Annotated in this window: 20 protein-coding genes; 16 read left to right on the top strand and 4 right to left on the bottom strand. The window is 62.0% G+C overall.

Features of this window, described 5'->3' with window-relative positions:
- Nucleotides 1-34: 34 nt before the first annotated feature.
- The gene (locus NKH02_RS03330; RefSeq protein WP_352868386.1) at nucleotides 35-1,294 is read right to left on the bottom strand and encodes a class I SAM-dependent methyltransferase; all 1,260 of its coding nucleotides are present in this window, start codon (nucleotides 1,292-1,294) and stop codon (nucleotides 35-37) included.
- A 1-nt stretch (nucleotide 1,295) separates the two neighbouring features.
- Nucleotides 1,296-1,577 carry a DUF1365 family protein gene (locus tag NKH02_RS03325; RefSeq protein ID WP_352868560.1) on the bottom strand — a complete coding sequence of 94 codons (282 nt, stop codon included), beginning with the start codon at nucleotides 1,575-1,577 and terminating at the stop codon, nucleotides 1,296-1,298.
- A gap of 64 nt (nucleotides 1,578-1,641) precedes the next feature.
- Here NKH02_RS03325 and NKH02_RS03320 point away from each other — a divergent pair, with 64 nt between their 5' ends.
- The 16 genes from NKH02_RS03320 (at nucleotide 1,642) to NKH02_RS03245 (ending at nucleotide 15,238) form a co-directional block, all read left to right on the top strand.
- Nucleotides 1,642-1,776 carry a hypothetical protein gene (locus tag NKH02_RS03320; RefSeq protein ID WP_352868389.1) on the top strand — a complete coding sequence of 45 codons (135 nt, stop codon included), beginning with the start codon at nucleotides 1,642-1,644 and terminating at the stop codon, nucleotides 1,774-1,776.
- A gap of 99 nt (nucleotides 1,777-1,875) precedes the next feature.
- Nucleotides 1,876-2,166 carry a Dabb family protein gene (locus NKH02_RS03315; protein ID WP_352868392.1) on the top strand — a complete coding sequence of 97 codons (291 nt, stop codon included), beginning with the start codon at nucleotides 1,876-1,878 and terminating at the stop codon, nucleotides 2,164-2,166.
- 109 nt (nucleotides 2,167-2,275) lie between these two features.
- Complete coding sequence (locus NKH02_RS03310) at nucleotides 2,276-3,166, top strand: VOC family protein (protein WP_352868395.1); 891 nt, start codon at nucleotides 2,276-2,278, stop codon at nucleotides 3,164-3,166.
- Nucleotides 3,163-4,008 (top strand): 3-deoxy-8-phosphooctulonate synthase, encoded by an 846-nt coding sequence (kdsA, locus tag NKH02_RS03305; RefSeq protein WP_352868397.1) that lies wholly within the window; start codon nucleotides 3,163-3,165, stop codon nucleotides 4,006-4,008. The genes NKH02_RS03310 and kdsA overlap by 4 nt, the downstream gene beginning before the upstream one ends.
- A gap of 95 nt (nucleotides 4,009-4,103) precedes the next feature.
- Nucleotides 4,104-4,307, top strand: coding sequence for a dodecin family protein (locus tag NKH02_RS03300; RefSeq protein WP_352868399.1), 204 nt, complete (start codon nucleotides 4,104-4,106; stop codon nucleotides 4,305-4,307).
- 85 nt (nucleotides 4,308-4,392) lie between these two features.
- A complete protein-coding gene (locus NKH02_RS03295) occupies nucleotides 4,393-4,758 on the top strand; it encodes a PRC-barrel domain-containing protein (protein WP_352868401.1) in 366 nt (121 codons plus the stop codon).
- Nucleotides 4,759-5,262: 504 nt separating this feature from the next.
- On the top strand, nucleotides 5,263-6,537 hold the full coding sequence (gene eno, locus NKH02_RS03290) for a phosphopyruvate hydratase (RefSeq protein WP_352657940.1): 1,275 nt from the start codon (nucleotides 5,263-5,265) through the stop codon (nucleotides 6,535-6,537).
- Between the two features lie 163 nt (nucleotides 6,538-6,700).
- Nucleotides 6,701-7,024 carry an FtsB family cell division protein gene (locus NKH02_RS03285; protein ID WP_352876346.1) on the top strand — a complete coding sequence of 108 codons (324 nt, stop codon included), beginning with the start codon at nucleotides 6,701-6,703 and terminating at the stop codon, nucleotides 7,022-7,024.
- A 193-nt stretch (nucleotides 7,025-7,217) separates the two neighbouring features.
- Complete coding sequence (pdhA, locus tag NKH02_RS03280) at nucleotides 7,218-8,255, top strand: pyruvate dehydrogenase (acetyl-transferring) E1 component subunit alpha (protein WP_352868406.1); 1,038 nt, start codon at nucleotides 7,218-7,220, stop codon at nucleotides 8,253-8,255.
- 15 nt (nucleotides 8,256-8,270) lie between these two features.
- On the top strand, nucleotides 8,271-9,671 hold the full coding sequence (locus NKH02_RS03275; RefSeq protein ID WP_352876343.1) for a pyruvate dehydrogenase complex E1 component subunit beta: 1,401 nt from the start codon (nucleotides 8,271-8,273) through the stop codon (nucleotides 9,669-9,671).
- An 18-nt stretch (nucleotides 9,672-9,689) separates the two neighbouring features.
- The gene (locus NKH02_RS03270) at nucleotides 9,690-11,099 is read left to right on the top strand and encodes a pyruvate dehydrogenase complex dihydrolipoamide acetyltransferase (RefSeq protein ID WP_352868412.1); all 1,410 of its coding nucleotides are present in this window, start codon (nucleotides 9,690-9,692) and stop codon (nucleotides 11,097-11,099) included.
- Between the two features lie 108 nt (nucleotides 11,100-11,207).
- Nucleotides 11,208-11,843 (top strand): SGNH/GDSL hydrolase family protein, encoded by a 636-nt coding sequence (locus NKH02_RS03265; RefSeq protein WP_352868415.1) that lies wholly within the window; start codon nucleotides 11,208-11,210, stop codon nucleotides 11,841-11,843.
- Between the two features lie 16 nt (nucleotides 11,844-11,859).
- On the top strand, nucleotides 11,860-13,305 hold the full coding sequence (gene lpdA / locus NKH02_RS03260) for a dihydrolipoyl dehydrogenase (RefSeq protein ID WP_352876341.1): 1,446 nt from the start codon (nucleotides 11,860-11,862) through the stop codon (nucleotides 13,303-13,305).
- Between the two features lie 99 nt (nucleotides 13,306-13,404).
- The gene (locus tag NKH02_RS03255; protein WP_352876338.1) at nucleotides 13,405-13,662 is read left to right on the top strand and encodes a GlsB/YeaQ/YmgE family stress response membrane protein; all 258 of its coding nucleotides are present in this window, start codon (nucleotides 13,405-13,407) and stop codon (nucleotides 13,660-13,662) included.
- 138 nt (nucleotides 13,663-13,800) lie between these two features.
- Nucleotides 13,801-14,766 carry a lipoyl synthase gene (gene lipA, locus NKH02_RS03250; RefSeq protein WP_352876335.1) on the top strand — a complete coding sequence of 322 codons (966 nt, stop codon included), beginning with the start codon at nucleotides 13,801-13,803 and terminating at the stop codon, nucleotides 14,764-14,766.
- 10 nt (nucleotides 14,767-14,776) lie between these two features.
- Entirely contained in the window at nucleotides 14,777-15,238 is a 462-nt protein-coding gene (locus NKH02_RS03245) for a type II toxin-antitoxin system RatA family toxin (RefSeq protein ID WP_352876332.1), read from the top strand.
- Here the strand turns inward: NKH02_RS03245 and NKH02_RS03240 are convergent.
- Together NKH02_RS03240 and NKH02_RS03235 are read right to left on the bottom strand one after the other, a co-directional pair.
- Entirely contained in the window at nucleotides 15,214-15,723 is a 510-nt protein-coding gene (locus tag NKH02_RS03240) for a CinA family protein (RefSeq protein WP_352876329.1), read from the bottom strand. The genes NKH02_RS03245 and NKH02_RS03240 overlap by 25 nt on opposite strands.
- Nucleotides 15,720-16,949 (bottom strand): bifunctional 2-C-methyl-D-erythritol 4-phosphate cytidylyltransferase/2-C-methyl-D-erythritol 2,4-cyclodiphosphate synthase, encoded by a 1,230-nt coding sequence (locus NKH02_RS03235; protein WP_352876326.1) that lies wholly within the window; start codon nucleotides 16,947-16,949, stop codon nucleotides 15,720-15,722. The genes NKH02_RS03240 and NKH02_RS03235 overlap by 4 nt, the downstream gene beginning before the upstream one ends.
- Between the last annotated feature and the right edge of the window lie 239 nt (nucleotides 16,950-17,188).

The raw sequence follows: 17,188 nt of genomic DNA, 5'->3' as shown, positions 1-17,188 counted from the left end.
AAGCTCGGTTCCATGCCGTCACCGCGGCGTCGATCTAATAAGCCTTGTAGACCACCTGGCGCACGTCGATGTAGCTGGCGCGGAATCCGGCCTCGCAATAGTGCAGGTAGAACTCCCAGAGCTTCTTGAAGCGGTCGTCGAAGCCGAGCGGGACGATCTTCTCCCATGACGCCCAGAACCGGTGGCGCCATTCGGCGAGCGTGCGGGCATAGTCGTCGGGAAACACGTGTTCGCGCAGATGGGCGAGGCCATGATCCCTGCCGAGCGCCTTGAGGATAGACGGCGTCGGCAGCATGCCACCGGGGAACACGTAGCGCTGGATGAAATCCGGCCTTGCGCGATAGGTGTCGTAAGAAGCTTCGTTGATGGTGATGATCTGCAGGCCAGCAGTGCCGCCGGGCTTCAGGCAGGCCTTCATTTTGCTGAAGAATAGTGGCCAGTATTTCTCGCCGACCGCCTCGAACATCTCGATCGAGGCGATGCGGTCATAGGTGCCGGTTTCGTCGCGATAATCCTGCAGCTTGATGTCAACCTTGTCGGCAAGTCCGGCCTTGGCGATGCGCGCCGTGGCGAAATCGTGCTGCTCGCGGCTGATTGTCAGCCCTGTCACCCGGCAGCCGATCTCGCGCGCCGCGAATTCGGCGAAGCCACCCCAGCCGCAGCCGATTTCCAGCACATGGTCCTTCGGATCGATCCCGATATCCTTCGCCAGCGCGCGATATTTGGCGGCCTGGCCGCTTTCCAGGTCGTTGGCACCGGTCGTATAGAGCGCCGAGGAGTAGGTCATGCTCGGATCGAGCCATTCCTTGTAGAAGGCGTTGCCAAGGTCGTAATGCGCCGAGATGTTGCGCCTCGAGCCGGTGCGTGTGTTCTGGTTGAACCAGTGGCGGATGCGCTGGACGGTGTTGATGAGCCAGCTGGTGCCGCCCGCGATACGCTCGCCGATGGCCGAATTGATCACGAACAGCTCCAGGAAGCTGGTCACGTCGGGGCTATCCCAATCGCCATCCATGTAGGATTCGGCAACGCCGATCGTGCCGCCGGAAAAGGCGCGGCCGGGCAAGCGCCAGTTCTTGAGCACCAGTTCGGCGTCCGGGCCGGGTCCCTTGCCGCCGACGAGGACGGCGCGGCCGTCCGGCATCCTGACCTTGAGCGAACCGCGCGGCAGGTTCATCGCCGCCGACAGCACCATGCGTGCCTTGGCCGGCAGACCTTTGACGATCTCGGCGAAATTGAATTCGTCGAGCCTGATCGCGTCGCTCAACGCCATGCCATGATGTTCCTTGTGTGCCATCTCACGCGCCCCTGACTTCCGCGGTGTCGGCGCAAATTGCCGAGCCCCGGTTCTCGCGGTTCATTCGCCAGGTTCGAACACCGTTGCGTGGTTCCGGCAGCTGACCGGTTCGGCGATCGGCGGTCTCGAACGAAGCGCGCGCCCTTTTTCGCCTGAGCTTCAGCGCTTCCCAGTGAATCCTTGCGACAATCTTCCACGTCATGAGGGGGAACTTCAAGAGGCAGGCTGCAAGCTGGGCTGTGCCAAGTGGGTGCTCTCGCCGGTGTGGATCTGCCTTTTGCACAGCAAAGGCCGAACGCGCCAAAAACGCCTATGGCTGCGGCATTGCGTGTGCGATAGATTTAGCCATGCGTTATGTAGTCGTCATTGCCGCCATCGCGTTTTTCCTGATCTGGGATGGCATATACAATCAGGGCCGGTATCTCGACTCAACGGTGAGGGGCGCCACGCACTTCGCGCGGTCCGTCACCAACAATATCTAACGTCTGCTCGAACGACCGGCGGCCGCGACATCCTTGTCGATTGACGCCGCCGTGCTGCCGTCACAAAAGACCTCCGGCATTTAGATCGAGGAGGCGGCTTTGATCCGGCATATCGTTTTCTTCAGCGCGCGGCGTAAGGAGGACGTGGAGGCGGTGCGCACCGGCCTGCTGGCGCTCGGCAACATTCCTCATTCCAGCCTTTTCGAGGTCACCTTGAACACCAAGGTGGACCCGCTGTCGGATGAGGTCGATGTGGTCGTCTATGCGGAATTCGCCGATGACGCCGCGCTGGCCGCCTACAAGGCGCACCCGCTCTATGCGCGGACCACCAGCAAGGTCAAACCACTGCGCGAGCTGCGCTACTCCGCCGATGTCGTCGCGGGGAGCTGATCGAGATCACGCTCCGGCCTTTCGACGTCCCATGAAATAGCCGGGTGGACCGGCCCGGATTGCGATCAAGTCTTGAACCGGTTTGCGGAATGATGCACATCGCGCCTGCATGACCCGAACCACAGCCACCGGCGCCCATCCGCTCGATCATCTGGTGCTGCCGACGCAGAGCCTCGATGTGGCGCGAGCCCGGCTCACCACGCTCGGCTTCGTCGTTGCACCGACCGGGGTCCATCCCTTCGGGACCGAAAACTGTTGTGTGTTCCTCGCCGACGGCACCTATCTCGAACCACTGGCTGTCGGCGATTCGCAGGCCGCGACGACGGCCATTGCCGAAGGCAATGTCTTCGTCGCGCGCGACCGCATCTATCGCGACAACCGTGGTGACGAGGGATTCTCCGCCATGGTTCTCTCTACCGGCAATGCCGATGCCGATCATGCGCGCTACCTCGAGGCCGGCATCTCGGCGGGGGACACGCTTAGCTTTTCGCGCGCCTTCACGGACCCGGCGGGCAAAAGCGACGTCGCATCGTTCAAGCTCGCCTTTGCGGCGGGAGCCAAGGCCACGGACGCTTTCCTGTTTGCCTGCGAGCGGGTCAACGCGCCTGACGTGGACCGTGCGGCTTTGCAGGCGCACGCCAACGGCGCCACTGGAATTGTCGAGATCGTAGCTGTCAGCGACCAACCTGCCGAACAGCATGGATTGATTTCGGTGGCGGTGGACAATCCGACCACCGACAGCCGGGGCGGCACATTTCACTTGCCGAATGCGGATCTGAGCGTGCTCGACCCAGCCTCTTTCACCGCGCGCTTTGGCCTGCCGGCCGGTGCGCCGACGGACCTTCGCTTCGCCGCGGTGGTCTTTTCGGTCCGGAGCGCCGATGTCACATCGCGGCTGCTTGCAGCCAATTCCATCCAACACGATATAGCGGGCAATGATATTGTCGTGCGGCCTGCACCCGGACAGGGCGCGGCCTTCATCTTCCGGGAGATCCCATGAGCATACCCCTGGCGCCCAATTCATCGGTAACCGTCGGCAATGTCGTCTTCGACAACAATGCAGCCTTGGCGCTGATCGCCGGCCCTTGCCAGTTTGAATCGCGCCAGCATGCCTTCGATATGGCCGGCGCGCTGAAGGAACTGACCGGCAAGCTCGGCATAGGCCTCGTCTACAAGACCAGCTACGACAAGGCCAACCGCACTTCGCTGTCGGCGACGCGGGGTGCCGGCATGGATGCGGCACTTCCCGTCTTCGACGAACTGCGCAAGGCATTTTCGCTCCCCGTGCTGACCGATGTCCACACCGAGGAGCAGTGCGCCATCGTCGCGCCGCATGTCGACGTCCTGCAGATTCCGGCTTTCCTGTCGCGCCAGACCGACATGCTGGTCGCCGCCGCCAAAACGGGCAAGGTGATCAACGTGAAGAAGGGGCAGTTCCTTGCCCCCTGGGACATGAAGAACGTCGTCGCCAAGATCACCGGCTCCGGCAACGCCAATGTGCTGACCACCGAGCGCGGTGTCTCCTTCGGCTACAACACGCTGGTCTCCGACATGCGCGCTTTGCCTGTCATGGCCGAGATCGGCGCGCCGGTGATCTTCGACGCCACCCATTCGGTGCAGCAGCCGGGCGGGCAGGGCGGCTCCTCGGGTGGTGAGCGCCGCTTTGTCGAGACTCTGGCACGCGCCGCCGTCGCCGTCGGCGTTGCCGGCGTGTTCATCGAGACCCATCAGGATCCGGATAATTCGACCTCTTCCGATGGCCCGAACATGCTGCCGCTGAAGGACATGCCGGCCCTGCTCGAGCGGCTGATGGCATTCGATCGCATCGCCAAGGGTCACTAAGCCAGGCACATCCTTCGCCGACTGTCGGCGCTTGTGATCGGCATAAGCCGACTGTACGCTTGCCCGGCAAATGAGCGTTTTGGCAGGAGGAAGCCATGTCCGTCGCCCGCGTCACCGAAATCACCTCGTCGTCGAACAAGAGCTTTCAGGACGCCATCGAACAGGGGATTGCGCGCGCATCGAAAACCCTGAAGAACGTCGAAGGCGCCTGGATCCAGGATCAGAAGATCGTCGTCGAGGACGGCAAGATTACCGCCTATCGCGTCAACATGAAGGTGACTTTCATCCTCGCGGAGTGACCGGCCCGCAGCCGAAAAAAGTCGGGAACTTTCGCCCGCGCCCCTCATTGTCCAAGCAGAGTTAACGACAATGAGGAGCAAGATCATGACAACCCAGACTGGCCACACCGAGGCCATCGCGGCTTCGCGAGTCATTGGCACGTCGGTCTACAACACCGAGGGCAAGAGCATCGGCAGCATCCAGGACGTCATGCTCGACAAGACGTCGAACGGCATCATGTTCGCAGTGATCGGTTTTGGCGGCTTCCTCGGCATCGGCGAGAAGTATCACGCGATACCGTGGGCAAGCCTGGACTACGACGAGGACAAGGGCGGCTATGTCGTGCCGTTCTCCAAGGAACAGCTGAAGGCCGCACCCGCCTATTCGATCAACGAACTGGCCGGCGCGGATGGTGAGGTGGCACGCGACGCGTCCTATGACTACTACAAGGTCACGCCTTACTGGCATTGATGCCTGCAAGCAAAAGGCCCCGTCGAGAGATCGACGGGGCCTTTTGGATTCGAGGCACACCTATCCGCTTATATGCGGCGCCGACAAGGGCGCCGCAGCCTTGGGCGGCGACTGCTGATTGTCGCACGACGTCAGAAAGGCCGCCGCGATCAGGAACAGACTCACGATACCACTCAACTGGGACATGGCGAAACTCCTCCTGTTTCGCCCCGCGCATCCGCACCATAGCCGGAAGCCGCTCTGCCGCACATGACTTATGATGACAGCGATTTGCGCTTCGTGAATCGTGATGCATGTCGCCCAAAAAGTGGCCCCGGTTTTGGGAGAACGACATGCATAAAAACAAACATCTAAAGCGCGGCGCCTGAATCCGTTTGAATCCGTTCAAACGCGACGCGCTTTAGGCTGACGCCACGGCAATAATTGCGAGCCGGCCGATTGCCTTTTACGGCACTTTGGCTAAGACGTGCGCGACGCTTCTTAAGATCAATCGAGGACATCGCAATGACCGCCATCATCGACATTGTCGGGCGTGAAATCCTGGACAGCCGTGGAAATCCGACCGTCGAGGTCGACGTCATTCTCGAAGACGGCTCGATGGGCCGCGCGGCGGTGCCGTCGGGCGCTTCGACCGGCGCCCACGAGGCCGTCGAACTGCGCGACGGCGGCGCCCGCTATCTCGGCAAGGGCGTGCTCAAGGCTGTTGAGGCGGTGAATGGCGAGCTGTTCGAGGCGATCGGCGGCATGGAAGCCGAAAATCAGATCCACATCGACCAGACCATGATCGAGCTCGACGGCACACCCAACAAGAGCCGGCTCGGCGCCAACGCCATTCTCGGCGTGTCGCTGGCGGTGGCCAAGGCCGCCGCCGAAGCAGCCGGCCTGCCGCTCTACCGTTATGTCGGCGGCACCAAGGCGCATCTCCTGCCGGTGCCGATGATGAACATCATCAATGGCGGCGCGCATGCCGACAACCCGATCGACTTCCAGGAATTCATGATCCTGCCGATCGGCGCGCCGACGCTGCGTGAAGGTGTCCGCTGGGGTTCGGAAATCTTCCACACGCTGAGGAAGAAGCTGAAGGATGCCGGCCACAACACCAATGTCGGCGACGAGGGCGGCTTTGCCCCGAATTTGAAAAGTGCGCCTGTGGCGCTCGATTTCATCATGGAATCGATCGAGCAGGCCGGCTTCAAGCCGGGCGAGGAGATTGCGCTCGGCCTCGATTGCGCCGCGACCGAGTTCTTCAAGGACGGCAACTACGTCTATGAGGGCGAGAAGAAGACGCGCGACCCCAAGGCGCAGGCCAAGTACCTGGCCAAGCTTGCCGCCGACTATCCGATCATCTCGATCGAGGACGGCCTGGCCGAGGACGATTGGGAAGGCTGGAAGTACCTGACCGATCTGATCGGCAAGAAGACCCAGCTGGTCGGCGACGATTTGTTCGTCACCAACACCGCACGGCTGCGCGACGGCATTCGCATGGGCGTTGCCAATTCGATTCTGGTCAAGGTCAACCAGATCGGCTCGCTGACGGAAACGCTCGACGCCGTCGAAACCGCGCACAAGGCCGGCTACACCGCCGTCATGTCGCACCGCTCGGGCGAAACCGAGGATTCGACCATTGCCGATCTCGCGGTCGCCACCAATTGCGGACAGATCAAGACCGGCTCGCTGTCGCGCTCCGACCGCATGGCCAAGTACAACCAGTTGATCCGCATCGAGGAAGAGCTCGGCAAGCAAGCAAGCTACGCCGGCAAGTCGGTGGTCAAGGGCTGATCCGTAAGCACGCTAACGTCGAATATCGGATGAAAGGGCGGGAGCATTCCCGCCCTTTTTCATTTCGACAGGGCCCCGCCGGTCATCCGTAACCGTCCGTTAAGCACAATCGAGCGAAAAAGATCGTGAGCCGCCTGAGTTCGCGGCCGAGAGGAATCGGGCGATGTGGACGCGTCAGCACAAGCAGAGAAACAACGGCCGGCTGATCATCCCCTCGCTCTGCGCGGCGTTTTTGGCTTATTTCGGCTTTCATGCCTATCACGGCGAATTCGGCATCTACTCGAAATACCAGCTGGAAGCCCAGACGGTAGCGCTGCAAGGCCAGCTCGATGCGATCAAGGCACGCCGCATGGAACTCGAGCGCCGCGTTCGGCTCATGCATGAAGGCACGCTTGAGAAGGACATGCTCGACGAGCAGGCGCGCAAGGCGCTCAATCTGTCCCAGGCAGACGAAATCACCATCATGTTGCCGTCCGTCGAGAAATAACTGATATCCAGTTAATCGGCAATATTTTCAATGATTTTAATCGCTTAGGTGCATGCCAGCTATGCAAATTCGGCATGGCGCAACGCTCTTACGCGTGTTAGCTTCCCATAAATCGATGGGGAGGAGCTCATCTCCCCAGAGCAGATTTCATCTGCTCTAATGTCCACAAAGAGACGCCAACAGGGAGTGATGCATGGCTACCGCCGCCAGAAAAGCGCCTGCCAAATCCAAATCCGACGGTAAATCGGGGCTTTCGGCCCCCAAGCCTGCCGAATTCACCAAGGACGAAGAGCTTGCCGCCTACCGGCACATGCTGCTCATCCGCCGTTTTGAGGAAAAGGCCGGCCAACTTTATGGCATGGGCTTCATCGGTGGCTTCTGCCACCTCTATATCGGCCAGGAAGCGGTCGTCACGGGCATGAAGATGGCGCTGATCGACGGCGATCAGATGATCACCGCCTATCGCGACCACGGCCACATGCTGGCGATGGAGCTGTCGCCGCGTGGCGTCATGGCCGAGCTGACCGGGCGTCGTGGCGGCCTGTCGCGGGGTAAGGGCGGCTCCATGCACATGTTCTCCAAGGAAAAGCATTTTTATGGCGGCCACGGCATCGTCGGCGCGCAGGTTTCGCTCGGCACCGGGCTGGCCTTCGCCAACCGCTACCGCGACAACAACAATGTCTCGCTGACCTATTTCGGCGACGGTGCGGCCAACCAAGGCCAAGTCTATGAAAGCTTCAACATGGCCTCGCTGTGGAAGCTGCCGGTGATCTACATCATCGAGAACAACCGCTATGCCATGGGCACCTCGGTTTCGCGCTCTTCGGCGGAAACCAACTTTTCGCATCGCGGCGCCTCGTTCAAGATCCCTGGCATCCAGGTCGATGGCATGGACGTGCGCGCCGTGAAGGCCGCCGGCGACCAGGCGACCGAATGGTGCCGCGCCGGCAACGGACCGATCATTCTCGAAATGCAGACCTACCGCTATCGCGGTCACTCGATGTCCGACCCGGCGAAATACCGCTCGAAGGAAGAAGTGCAGAAGATGCGCTCGGACCATGACCCGATCGAGCAGGTCAAGGCGCGGCTGACCGGGAAGAAGTGGGCGACCGAGGACGAGCTCAAGGCCATCGACAAGGAGGTTCGTGACGTCGTTGCGGACGCCGCCGAATTTGCCCAGAACGACGCGGAGCCGGATCCGTCCGAGCTCTGGACCGATATCGTATTGTAACGGGAGGGCAAGGACATGCCGATCGAAATTCTCATGCCCGCTCTCTCGCCGACCATGGAAGAGGGCAATCTTTCCAAGTGGTTGAAGAACGAGGGCGACAAGGTCGTCGCCGGCGATGTCATCGCCGAGATCGAGACCGACAAGGCGACGATGGAAGTCGAAGCCGTTGACGAAGGCACGCTGGGCAAGATCCTGATCGCCGCCGGCACCGAAGGCGTCAAGGTCAACACGGCGATCGCTGTTTTATTGCAGGACGGCGAAAGTGCCGGAGACATCGGCAAGTCCGCGGCTCCCGCCAAGGCGGAAGCGCCTGATAAGGCGGAGGCTCCAGCAGCCGAGGACAAGGCTGAGGCCGCAAAGCCCGCGGCCACGCCGGTCGCCGCCGCCCCCAAGACGGAAATCGCCGCCGATCCGGATATTCCGGCCGGCACGGAAATGGTCTCGACCACGGTGCGCGAGGCGCTGCGCGATGCCATGGCCGAGGAAATGCGCCGCGATGGCGATGTCTTCGTCATGGGCGAGGAGGTCGCCGAATACCAGGGCGCCTACAAGATCACGCAAGGCCTGCTGCAGGAATTCGGACCGCGCCGCGTCGTCGACACGCCGATCACCGAGCACGGCTTTGCCGGCGTCGGCGTGGGTGCCGCGATGGCCGGCCTGAAGCCGATCGTCGAGTTCATGACCTTCAACTTCGCCATGCAGGCGATCGACCAGATCATCAACTCGGCCGCCAAGACGCTCTATATGTCGGGCGGCCAGATGGGCGCTCCGATCGTGTTCCGCGGACCGAACGGTGCCGCCGCCCGGGTCGCCGCCCAGCACTCGCAGTGCTATGCCGCCTGGTACAGCCACATTCCGGGCCTGAAAGTGGTGATGCCTTACACCGCCGCCGACGCCAAGGGCTTGCTGAAGGCTGCGATCCGCGATCCCAATCCGATTATCTTCCTCGAGAACGAAATCCTCTACGGCCAGTCCTTCGACGTGCCGAAGCTGGATGATTTCGTGCTGCCGATCGGCAAGGCGCGCATCCACAAGACCGGCAAGGACGTCACCATCGTCTCCTTCGGCATCGGCATGACCTATGCGGTCAAGGCCGAGGCCGAACTGCGCGGCCTGGGCATCGACGTCGAGATCATCGATCTCAGGACCATCCGGCCGCTCGACCTCGACACCATCATCGCCTCGGTCAAGAAGACCAACCGGTTGGTCGTGGTGGAGGAAGGCTACCCGCAGAGTTCGGTCGGCGACCATATCGCCAACCAGGTGTCGCAGCGCGCCTTCGACTTCCTCGACGCTCCGGTGATCACCATTGCCGGCAAGGATGTGCCGATGCCCTATGCGGCCAACCTCGAAAAGCTGGCCTTGCCCAATATCGGCGAGGTCATCGAGGCGGTCAAAGCCGTCACGTATCGCTGAACCGGGCGGGAGGACAAAATGCCAATCAACATCACCATGCCGGCCCTGTCGCCCACGATGGAAGAGGGCAATCTGTCCAAGTGGCTGGTCAAGGAAGGCGACAAGGTTTCGCCGGGCGATGTCATTGCCGAGATCGAGACCGACAAGGCTACGATGGAAGTCGAGGCAGTCGATGAGGGCACGGTTGCCAAGCTCGTCGTTCCCGCCGGCACCGAGGGCGTCAAGGTCAACGCGCTGATCGCCGTGCTGGCTGCCGAGGGTGAAGATGCGGGCGCTGCCGCGAAAAGCGGTGGGGCTGCCGAACCAGCGAAAGCCGAGGCCAAGCAGGATAAAGCGCCAATCTCCCCACCCGTGGGGGAGATGTCGACCAAGTCGACAGAGGGGGGCGCTGTCCCGCAAACGTCTCATTCTGTCACGCCCGCCTCTGCCCTGCCGGGCATCTCCCCCACAAGGGGGGAGATTGGCCAATCGTCGGGCGACCGCACCTTTGCCTCACCCCTGGCGCGCCGTATCGCCAAGGAAGCCGGCGTCGACGTCTCCGCCGTGACCGGCACCGGCCCACATGGCCGCGTGGTCAAGGCCGATGTCGACGCGGCGATTGCCGGTGGCGGCGCCAAGGCGGCGCCTGCCGCCAAGGCTCCCGCCGGCGCTCCGGCGGCTGCCCCTGCCGTGAAGGCGATGTCGGACGATCAGGTGCTCAAACTATTCGAGCAAGGCTCCTACGACCTGGTCCCGCATGACAATATGCGCAAGACCATCGCGCGCCGTCTGGTCGAGGCCAAGACCACGATCCCGCATTTCTACCTGACGCTCGACTGCGAACTCGATGCGCTCTTGGCGCTGCGCACGCAGATCAATGCGGCGGCCCCGGTGAAGAAAACGGAAAAGGGCGACGCACCCACTTACAAGCTGTCGGTCAACGACATGGTGATCAAGGCGATGGCGATGGCGCTGAAGGCGGTGCCGGATGCCAATGCGTCGTGGACGGAAAGCGCCATGGTCAAGCACAAGCATGCCGATGTCGGCGTTGCGGTGTCGATCCCGGGTGGCCTGATCACGCCGATCATCCGCAAGGCGGACGAAAAGACGCTGTCCACCATCTCCAACGAGATGAAGGACCTGGCCAGCCGCGCGCGCAGCCGCAAGCTGAAGCCGGAAGAGTACCAGGGCGGCACCACGGCGGTGTCCAATCTCGGCATGTTCGGCATCAAGGATTTTGCCGCGGTCATCAACCCGCCGCATGCGACGATCCTGGCGGTCGGCGCCGGCGAAGAGCGGGCAGTGGTCAAGAACGGCGAGATCAAAATCGCCACCGTGATGTCGGTGACATTGTCGACCGACCATCGCGCCGTCGACGGTGCGCTCGGTGCCGAACTGCTGGTCGCCTTCAAGCGGCTGATTGAGAACCCGATGGGCATGCTGGTCTAGGAAGGGAGAGGGCGGTGCGGATAGTCTTCACCAGCCTTTTTGCCTTCATGATTGGCTGTTCGTGCGCTGGCGGTTGAGACGCGGTTTGATTAACGCACAGGTGGGCGCATGAAGACGGTTCTTTGCTACGGCGACTCGCTGACCTGGGGCTACAACGCCGAAGGTGGCCGCCACCCGCTTGAAGACCGCTGGCCAAGCGTGCTGCAGGCGGGGCTCGGCGGTGCCGCCGAAGTCATTGCCGAAGGCCTCAATGGCCGCACCACGGCGTTCGATGATCATCTGGCCGGCGCCGATCGTAACGGCGCCAGGCTGCTGCCGACGATCCTGACAACGCATGCGCCGATCGATCTGATCGTCTTCATGCTCGGCGCCAACGATATGAAGCCGTGGATCCACGGCAATCCAGTCGCGGCCAAGCAAGGCATCCAGCGTCTGATCGACATCGTGCGTGGTCACGACTACCCGTTCGACTGGCCGGCGCCGCAGGTCCTGATCGTGTCACCGCCCGTGGTCAGCCGCACCGACAATGCCGAATTCAAGGAAATGTTTGCCGGCGGTGACGATGCTTCGACCCGTCTGGCGCCGCTCTACGCTGCCCTTGCCGACGAGGTTGGTTGCGGTTTCTTCGATGCATGCACGGTGGCGCAAACCACCCCGCTCGACGGCGTCCACCTCGATGCCGAAAACACACGAAACATCGGCAAGGCGCTGACGCCGCTCGTGCGCGTCATGCTGGAACTGTGAATCAAGGAGAAAAATCGTGGCTGAGAACTACGACGTCATCATCATCGGCTCCGGCCCCGGCGGCTATGTCACGGCGGTGCGTTCCGCCCAGCTCGGTTTCAAGACGGCGATCATCGAGCGCGAGCATCTCGGCGGCATCTGCCTCAACTGGGGCTGCATCCCGACCAAGGCGCTGCTGCGCTCGGCCGAGATCATGCATTATTCGGATCATCTGAAGGATTACGGGCTGAAGCTCGACGGAAAGGTCAGCGTCGACACGGCTGCCGTGGTCGACCGCTCGCGAAAAGTCTCGCTGCGGCTCAATGGCGGCGTTGCCTTCCTGATGAAGAAGAACAAGGTCGACGTCATCTGGGGCGAGGCCAAGCTCTCGAAACCCGGCGAGGTTGTCGTGTCGAGGACCGCCAAGAAGCCGATGGAGCCGCAGCCGCCGGTGCCGAAAGGCGTCAAGGGCGAGGGCACCTATACCGCCAAACACATCATCCTGGCGACCGGTGCGCGGCCGCGCGCGCTGCCAGGCATCGAGCCGGACGGCAGACTGATCTGGACCTATTTCGAGGCCATGGTGCCGAAGGAGATGCCGAAGTCGCTGCTGGTCATGGGATCAGGCGCCATCGGCATCGAATTCGCCTCCTTCTACCGCACCATGGGCGCCGACGTGACGGTGGTCGAACTGCTGCCGGCGGTGATGCCGGTCGAGGACGCCGAAGTCTCGAAATTCGCGCAGAAGCAGTTCGAGAAGCAAGGCATGAAGATCATCCTCGAAGCCAAGGTGACCAAGGTCGAGAAGGGTGCCAACTCGGTCACTGCCCATGTCGAGATGAAGGATGGCAAGGTCGAGAAGATCACCGCCGACCGCATGATCTCGGCCGTCGGCGTGCAGGGAAACATCGAGAATCTCGGGCTTGAGGCACTCGGCGTGAAGACCGAGCGCGGCTGCGTCGTCGTCGACGGCTACGGCAAGACCAATGTGCCGGGCATCTACGCCATCGGCGATGTCGCCGGCCCGCCAATGCTTGCCCACAAGGCCGAGCATGAGGGTGTGGTGTGCGTCGAAAAGATCGCCAATTTCCCCGGCGTGCATGCCACCGACAAGCTCAAGATTCCAGGCTGCACCTACTGCAATCCGCAGGTCGCCTCCGTCGGCCTGACGGAAGCCAAGGCCAAGGCGGAAGGCAAGGATATCCGGGTCGGGCGCTTCCAGTTCGCCGCCAATGGCAAGGCCATCGCGCTGGGCGAAGACCAGGGCTTCATCAAGACCATCTTCGACAAGAAGACTGGTCAACTGCTCGGCGCGCACATGGTCGGCGCCGAAGTGACCGAACTGATACAGGGCTTTGTCGTGGCGATGAATCTCGAAACGACCGAGGAAGAGTTGATGCACACCATCTTCCCGCACCCGACGCTGTCGGAGATGATGAAGGAAAGCGTGCTCGACGCCTATGGTCGCGCGCTTAACGCATGATAGATTGGCCGCACGAGACTCAAGCGCGCAAGCCGCGGGATCTCGGCGGCAAGGCAGTTCGCTTCCGGATGCATTTTCACTCGTGCAAGGAGAGGACATATGGACGTGAATGGCGTGGGCTGGATCGCAGCCATCATCATCGGCGGGCTGGCGGGTTGGTTTGCCGAGATGGTCATGAAGAGCAACACCGGCATCCTTATGAACATTATTTTGGGCATCGTCGGCGCGGTCGTGCTGAACGCCATCCTTCAGGCACTCAATTTCGGCCCGTTCGGCGTCGGCTGGACTGCTTATCTGATCACCGGCTTTATCGGCGCCTGCCTGCTGATCTGGGCTGGGCGTCTTGTGCGCCGTTAACACCGCTGAATATCCGCTATGCGAAAAAGGCTGTTGCGGCATGCGCCGCCGCGGCCTTTTTCTTTGCGCTGAAAAGCCTTAGATGACGTTATGACAGCGAACGCCTGACTGGCGATCGCGAACGAACCAGGTTTCCCGATGGTCACTGTCCTCGATACGATTGCCAACGCACCGCGCTTGCGGCATCCGGAAAAGGCGCACAAGCCTGACCAGGACGTGCTGCGCAAGCCCGACTGGATCCGCGTCAAGGCGCCGATGTCGAAGGGCTATGCCGAAACGCGCGAGATCGTGAAGTCGAACAAGCTGGTGACGGTATGCGAAGAGGCCGGCTGTCCCAATATCGGCGAGTGCTGGGAGAAGAAGCACGCCACCTTCATGATCATGGGCGAGATCTGCACGCGCGCCTGCGCGTTCTGCAACGTCGCCACCGGCATTCCGACCGCACTGGACCCCGATGAACCGGCTCGCGTAGCGCACGCTGTCAAGCAGATGGGTTTGACCCATGTCGTCATTACCTCGGTCGACCGCGACGATCTCGCCGATGGCGGCGCACAGCATTTCGCCGAAGTTATCCGCGCCATCAGGGCGGCAACGCCGTTGACGACGATCGAAATCCTGACGCCCGACTTCCTGCGCAAGGAAGGCGCGCTGGAGATCGTCGTGGCGGCCAAGCCCGACGTCTTCAACCACAATCTGGAGACCGTGCCGTCGAACTATCTGACGGTTCGTCCGGGCGCCCGCTATTTCCATTCGATCCGGCTGCTGCAGCGGGTCAAGGAGCTCGACCCGTCGATCTTCACCAAGTCCGGCATCATGGTGGGTCTCGGCGAAGAGCGGAACGAAATCCTGCAGCTGATGGACGATCTGCGTTCGGCCAATGTCGACTTCATGACCATCGGCCAGTATCTGCAGCCGTCGAAGAAGCACCATCCGGTGATCCGCTTCGTCACGCCGGAGGAGTTCAAGTCCTTCGAGACGATCGGCCGGAGCAAGGGTTTCCTGCTGGTGGCATCGAGCCCGCTGACGCGCTCGTCGCATCATGCCGGCGACGATTTCGCCAGGCTGCGCGCGGCACGGGAAGCGCAACTTCAGAAATCGGTCTAGCGCTGGTTGCATGCCGAAATTCGAAGCCACCCGCCGCGTATCCCACACGCCGGACCAGATGTTCGCGCTGGTCGCCGATGTAGAATCCTATCCGCAATTCCTGCCGCTTTGCGAGGCGCTGACGGTTCGCTCGCGCAAGGAGCGTGACGGACGCACGGTTCTCCTCGCCGACATGAGCATCGGCTACAAGGCGATCCGCGAAACCTTCACGACGCAGGTGCTGCTGAAACCCGACGAGAACACCATCGACGTGAAATACATCGACGGCCCGTTCAAATATCTGAGCAATGTCTGGCGTTTCGAGCCCGACGGCAACGCCGGCTGCACGGTCCGCTTCTTCATCGACTATGAGTTCAAAAGCCGCATTCTGGGCGCGGTGATGGGAACCATGTTCGATCGCGCCTTCCGCATGTTCGCCGAGGCTTTCGAGAAGCGCGCGGACGTCATCTACGGTGCAGCACCTTCTACTTGACGCGAGCCAAGCACACGCAAACCCAGTTCCAACGCGTGCCGGACCGTTTCACGGCGGATGAAATCGCGCCCCTTGTCGGCAAAGATCTTGTGTTCGGCGGTCACGGCCTGGTCGTCCAGGCCGATGCCGAACCAGACCAGGCCGACAGGTTTTTCCGTCGAACCGCCGCCGGGCCCGGCGATGCCGGTCACCGCCAAGGTGAGCCCGGCGCGCGAACAGGCAAGCGCGCCTTTCGCCATCTCAATCGCCGTCTCCCGCGAAACCGCGCCGTACGCCTCAAGCGTGGCGGCGGAAACACCGAGCATGTCCATCTTGGCTTCGTTGGAATAGGTGATGAAGCCGCGATCGACCACGGCGGAGGAGCCGGCGATGTCGGTCAACGCGGCGATGATCATGCCGCCGGTGCAGCTTTCCGCCGTCGCCAGCATGATGCCGCGCTTCTGGCAGGCTTGCAGCAAGGCATTTGCCAAATCGTTGCTGCTCATTCCGGCACCTCGCCGGGAAACACAACGCTGGTGGTTGCGATCGCCGCTATGCCTTCCTCGCGCCCGACAAAGCCGAGCTTCTCGTTGGTAGTCGCCTTGATCGAGATGCGGTCCGGTGAAATTGCCAGCATCCGCGACAGAGCCGCGGTCATCGCATCACGATGCGGGCCGACACGCGGCGCCTCGCAGATCAGCGTGATATCGGCATTGGCGATGCGTCCGCCGCGCTCGCGCACCAGCCTTGCCGCATGCTCGACGAATATCCGGGACGCAGCGCCTTTCCACTGCGAGTCGGACGGCGGGAAATGCGTGCCGATGTCGCCGGCGCCGCAGGTCGCCAGCAGTGCATCGGTCAAGGCGTGCAGGCCGACATCGGCGTCGGAATGGCCGGACAGTTTCTTGTCATGCGCAATGGCGACGCCGCACAGGGTGACATGGTCGCCGGGTTCGAAGGCGTGGACGTCGTAGCCATTGCCGGTCCGGATGTCGGGAAAGCGCACGCGTTCGCCGGAAAGTCTCTGGTCCGCCATCGCAATATCCCGTGCCCAGGTGAGTTTGACATTATCCGGCGAGCCCGGAACGATCCTGACCGGAATATGCGCCCATTCGGCGATCGCGGCGTCGTCGGTGAAATCCATTTTTCCCAGATGATGGGCTTTCTCGTGCGCGGCAAGAATGGGCCAGAACGGAAAGCCCTGTGGCGTTTGCGCCGCGTGAAGCCCGCTGCGGGAAACGGTTTCTCCGACCACGCCAGAGGCCGACTCACGCTTCAGCGTGTCGGCGACGGGCAAGGCGGGCAGCGCCCCCTCACGCTCGCCGATGGCAGCGATCGTGCGGTCGATAAGGTCCGCGTCGACGAACGGACGGACGGCGTCGTGGATCAGAACTTGCCCCGGCGCGTGGCTTCTCAGCGCAAGCAGTCCCAGCCGGACCGATGCCTGCCTGGTCCCCCCGCCCATGATGAGGATGACCCGTTCGGCGTTGGCGCCCGCCGCCTGCAGGAACAGTTCGTGGTCGTCGGCATGGATGGCGACAACAACCTCGCCGATTCGCGGGTGGGTCAGAAAAATTTCCATTGTGTGCGCGATGACGGCATAGCCGCCAATGTGTTGATATTGCTTCGGCCCATTGGCCTGTCCGGCACGCGCGCCGCGGCCGGCCGCAACGATCACCACGGCGACCTTGCCATCCTCGCTTGAAACGCGATTTTCACTTGCGTCAGTCATGTTGACTGGTCCTAACGTACGATCCCGAAAAGTGTAATCGGTTTTCGGAAAGATCGTGCGCTAAGTGTGAAATTCCAAAGTGTCAAAGCTCGTCCTGAGTGACGCGCGGCGCTTTGGTCGCCGCCAATCCCGAAGGCCGGCATTTTTCCAATTGCGCCTTAATGTGGCGTCATTCCGCGTTGCACATTGCGGCAGTTCTGGCTAGAGAATGTGCAGCGAATGAACGTGCTTGGTTTTTG

This window comes from Mesorhizobium sp. M1396 (assembly GCF_040317725.1).
Classification (GTDB): domain Bacteria; phylum Pseudomonadota; class Alphaproteobacteria; order Rhizobiales; family Rhizobiaceae; genus Mesorhizobium.
The sequence above is the reverse complement of the archived record's forward strand: the minus strand, read 5'-3'. Positions and strand labels throughout refer to the sequence as shown.

What these genes read in the sequence shown, in the direction of transcription:
- NKH02_RS03310 (WP_352868395.1), top strand. Translation starts at nt 2,276, where the DNA reads ATGACCCGAACCACAGCCACCGGCGCCCATCCGCTCGATCATCTGGTG.
- NKH02_RS03240 (WP_352876329.1), bottom strand. Translation starts at nt 15,723, where the DNA reads ATGAGCAGCAACGATTTGGCAAATGCCTTGCTGCAAGCCTGCCAGAAG.
- kdsA (WP_352868397.1), top strand. Translation starts at nt 3,163, where the DNA reads ATGAGCATACCCCTGGCGCCCAATTCATCGGTAACCGTCGGCAATGTC.
- NKH02_RS03265 (WP_352868415.1), top strand. Translation starts at nt 11,208, where the DNA reads ATGAAGACGGTTCTTTGCTACGGCGACTCGCTGACCTGGGGCTACAAC.
- NKH02_RS03330 (WP_352868386.1), bottom strand. Translation starts at nt 1,294, where the DNA reads ATGGCACACAAGGAACATCATGGCATGGCGTTGAGCGACGCGATCAGG.
- NKH02_RS03320 (WP_352868389.1), top strand. Translation starts at nt 1,642, where the DNA reads ATGCGTTATGTAGTCGTCATTGCCGCCATCGCGTTTTTCCTGATCTGG.
- NKH02_RS03275 (WP_352876343.1), top strand. Translation starts at nt 8,271, where the DNA reads ATGCCGATCGAAATTCTCATGCCCGCTCTCTCGCCGACCATGGAAGAG.
- NKH02_RS03245 (WP_352876332.1), top strand. Translation starts at nt 14,777, where the DNA reads ATGCCGAAATTCGAAGCCACCCGCCGCGTATCCCACACGCCGGACCAG.
- pdhA (WP_352868406.1), top strand. Translation starts at nt 7,218, where the DNA reads ATGGCTACCGCCGCCAGAAAAGCGCCTGCCAAATCCAAATCCGACGGT.
- NKH02_RS03285 (WP_352876346.1), top strand. Translation starts at nt 6,701, where the DNA reads ATGTGGACGCGTCAGCACAAGCAGAGAAACAACGGCCGGCTGATCATC.
- eno (WP_352657940.1), top strand. Translation starts at nt 5,263, where the DNA reads ATGACCGCCATCATCGACATTGTCGGGCGTGAAATCCTGGACAGCCGT.
- lipA (WP_352876335.1), top strand. Translation starts at nt 13,801, where the DNA reads ATGGTCACTGTCCTCGATACGATTGCCAACGCACCGCGCTTGCGGCAT.
- NKH02_RS03300 (WP_352868399.1), top strand. Translation starts at nt 4,104, where the DNA reads ATGTCCGTCGCCCGCGTCACCGAAATCACCTCGTCGTCGAACAAGAGC.
- NKH02_RS03235 (WP_352876326.1), bottom strand. Translation starts at nt 16,949, where the DNA reads ATGACTGACGCAAGTGAAAATCGCGTTTCAAGCGAGGATGGCAAGGTC.
- NKH02_RS03295 (WP_352868401.1), top strand. Translation starts at nt 4,393, where the DNA reads ATGACAACCCAGACTGGCCACACCGAGGCCATCGCGGCTTCGCGAGTC.
- NKH02_RS03255 (WP_352876338.1), top strand. Translation starts at nt 13,405, where the DNA reads ATGGACGTGAATGGCGTGGGCTGGATCGCAGCCATCATCATCGGCGGG.
- NKH02_RS03270 (WP_352868412.1), top strand. Translation starts at nt 9,690, where the DNA reads ATGCCAATCAACATCACCATGCCGGCCCTGTCGCCCACGATGGAAGAG.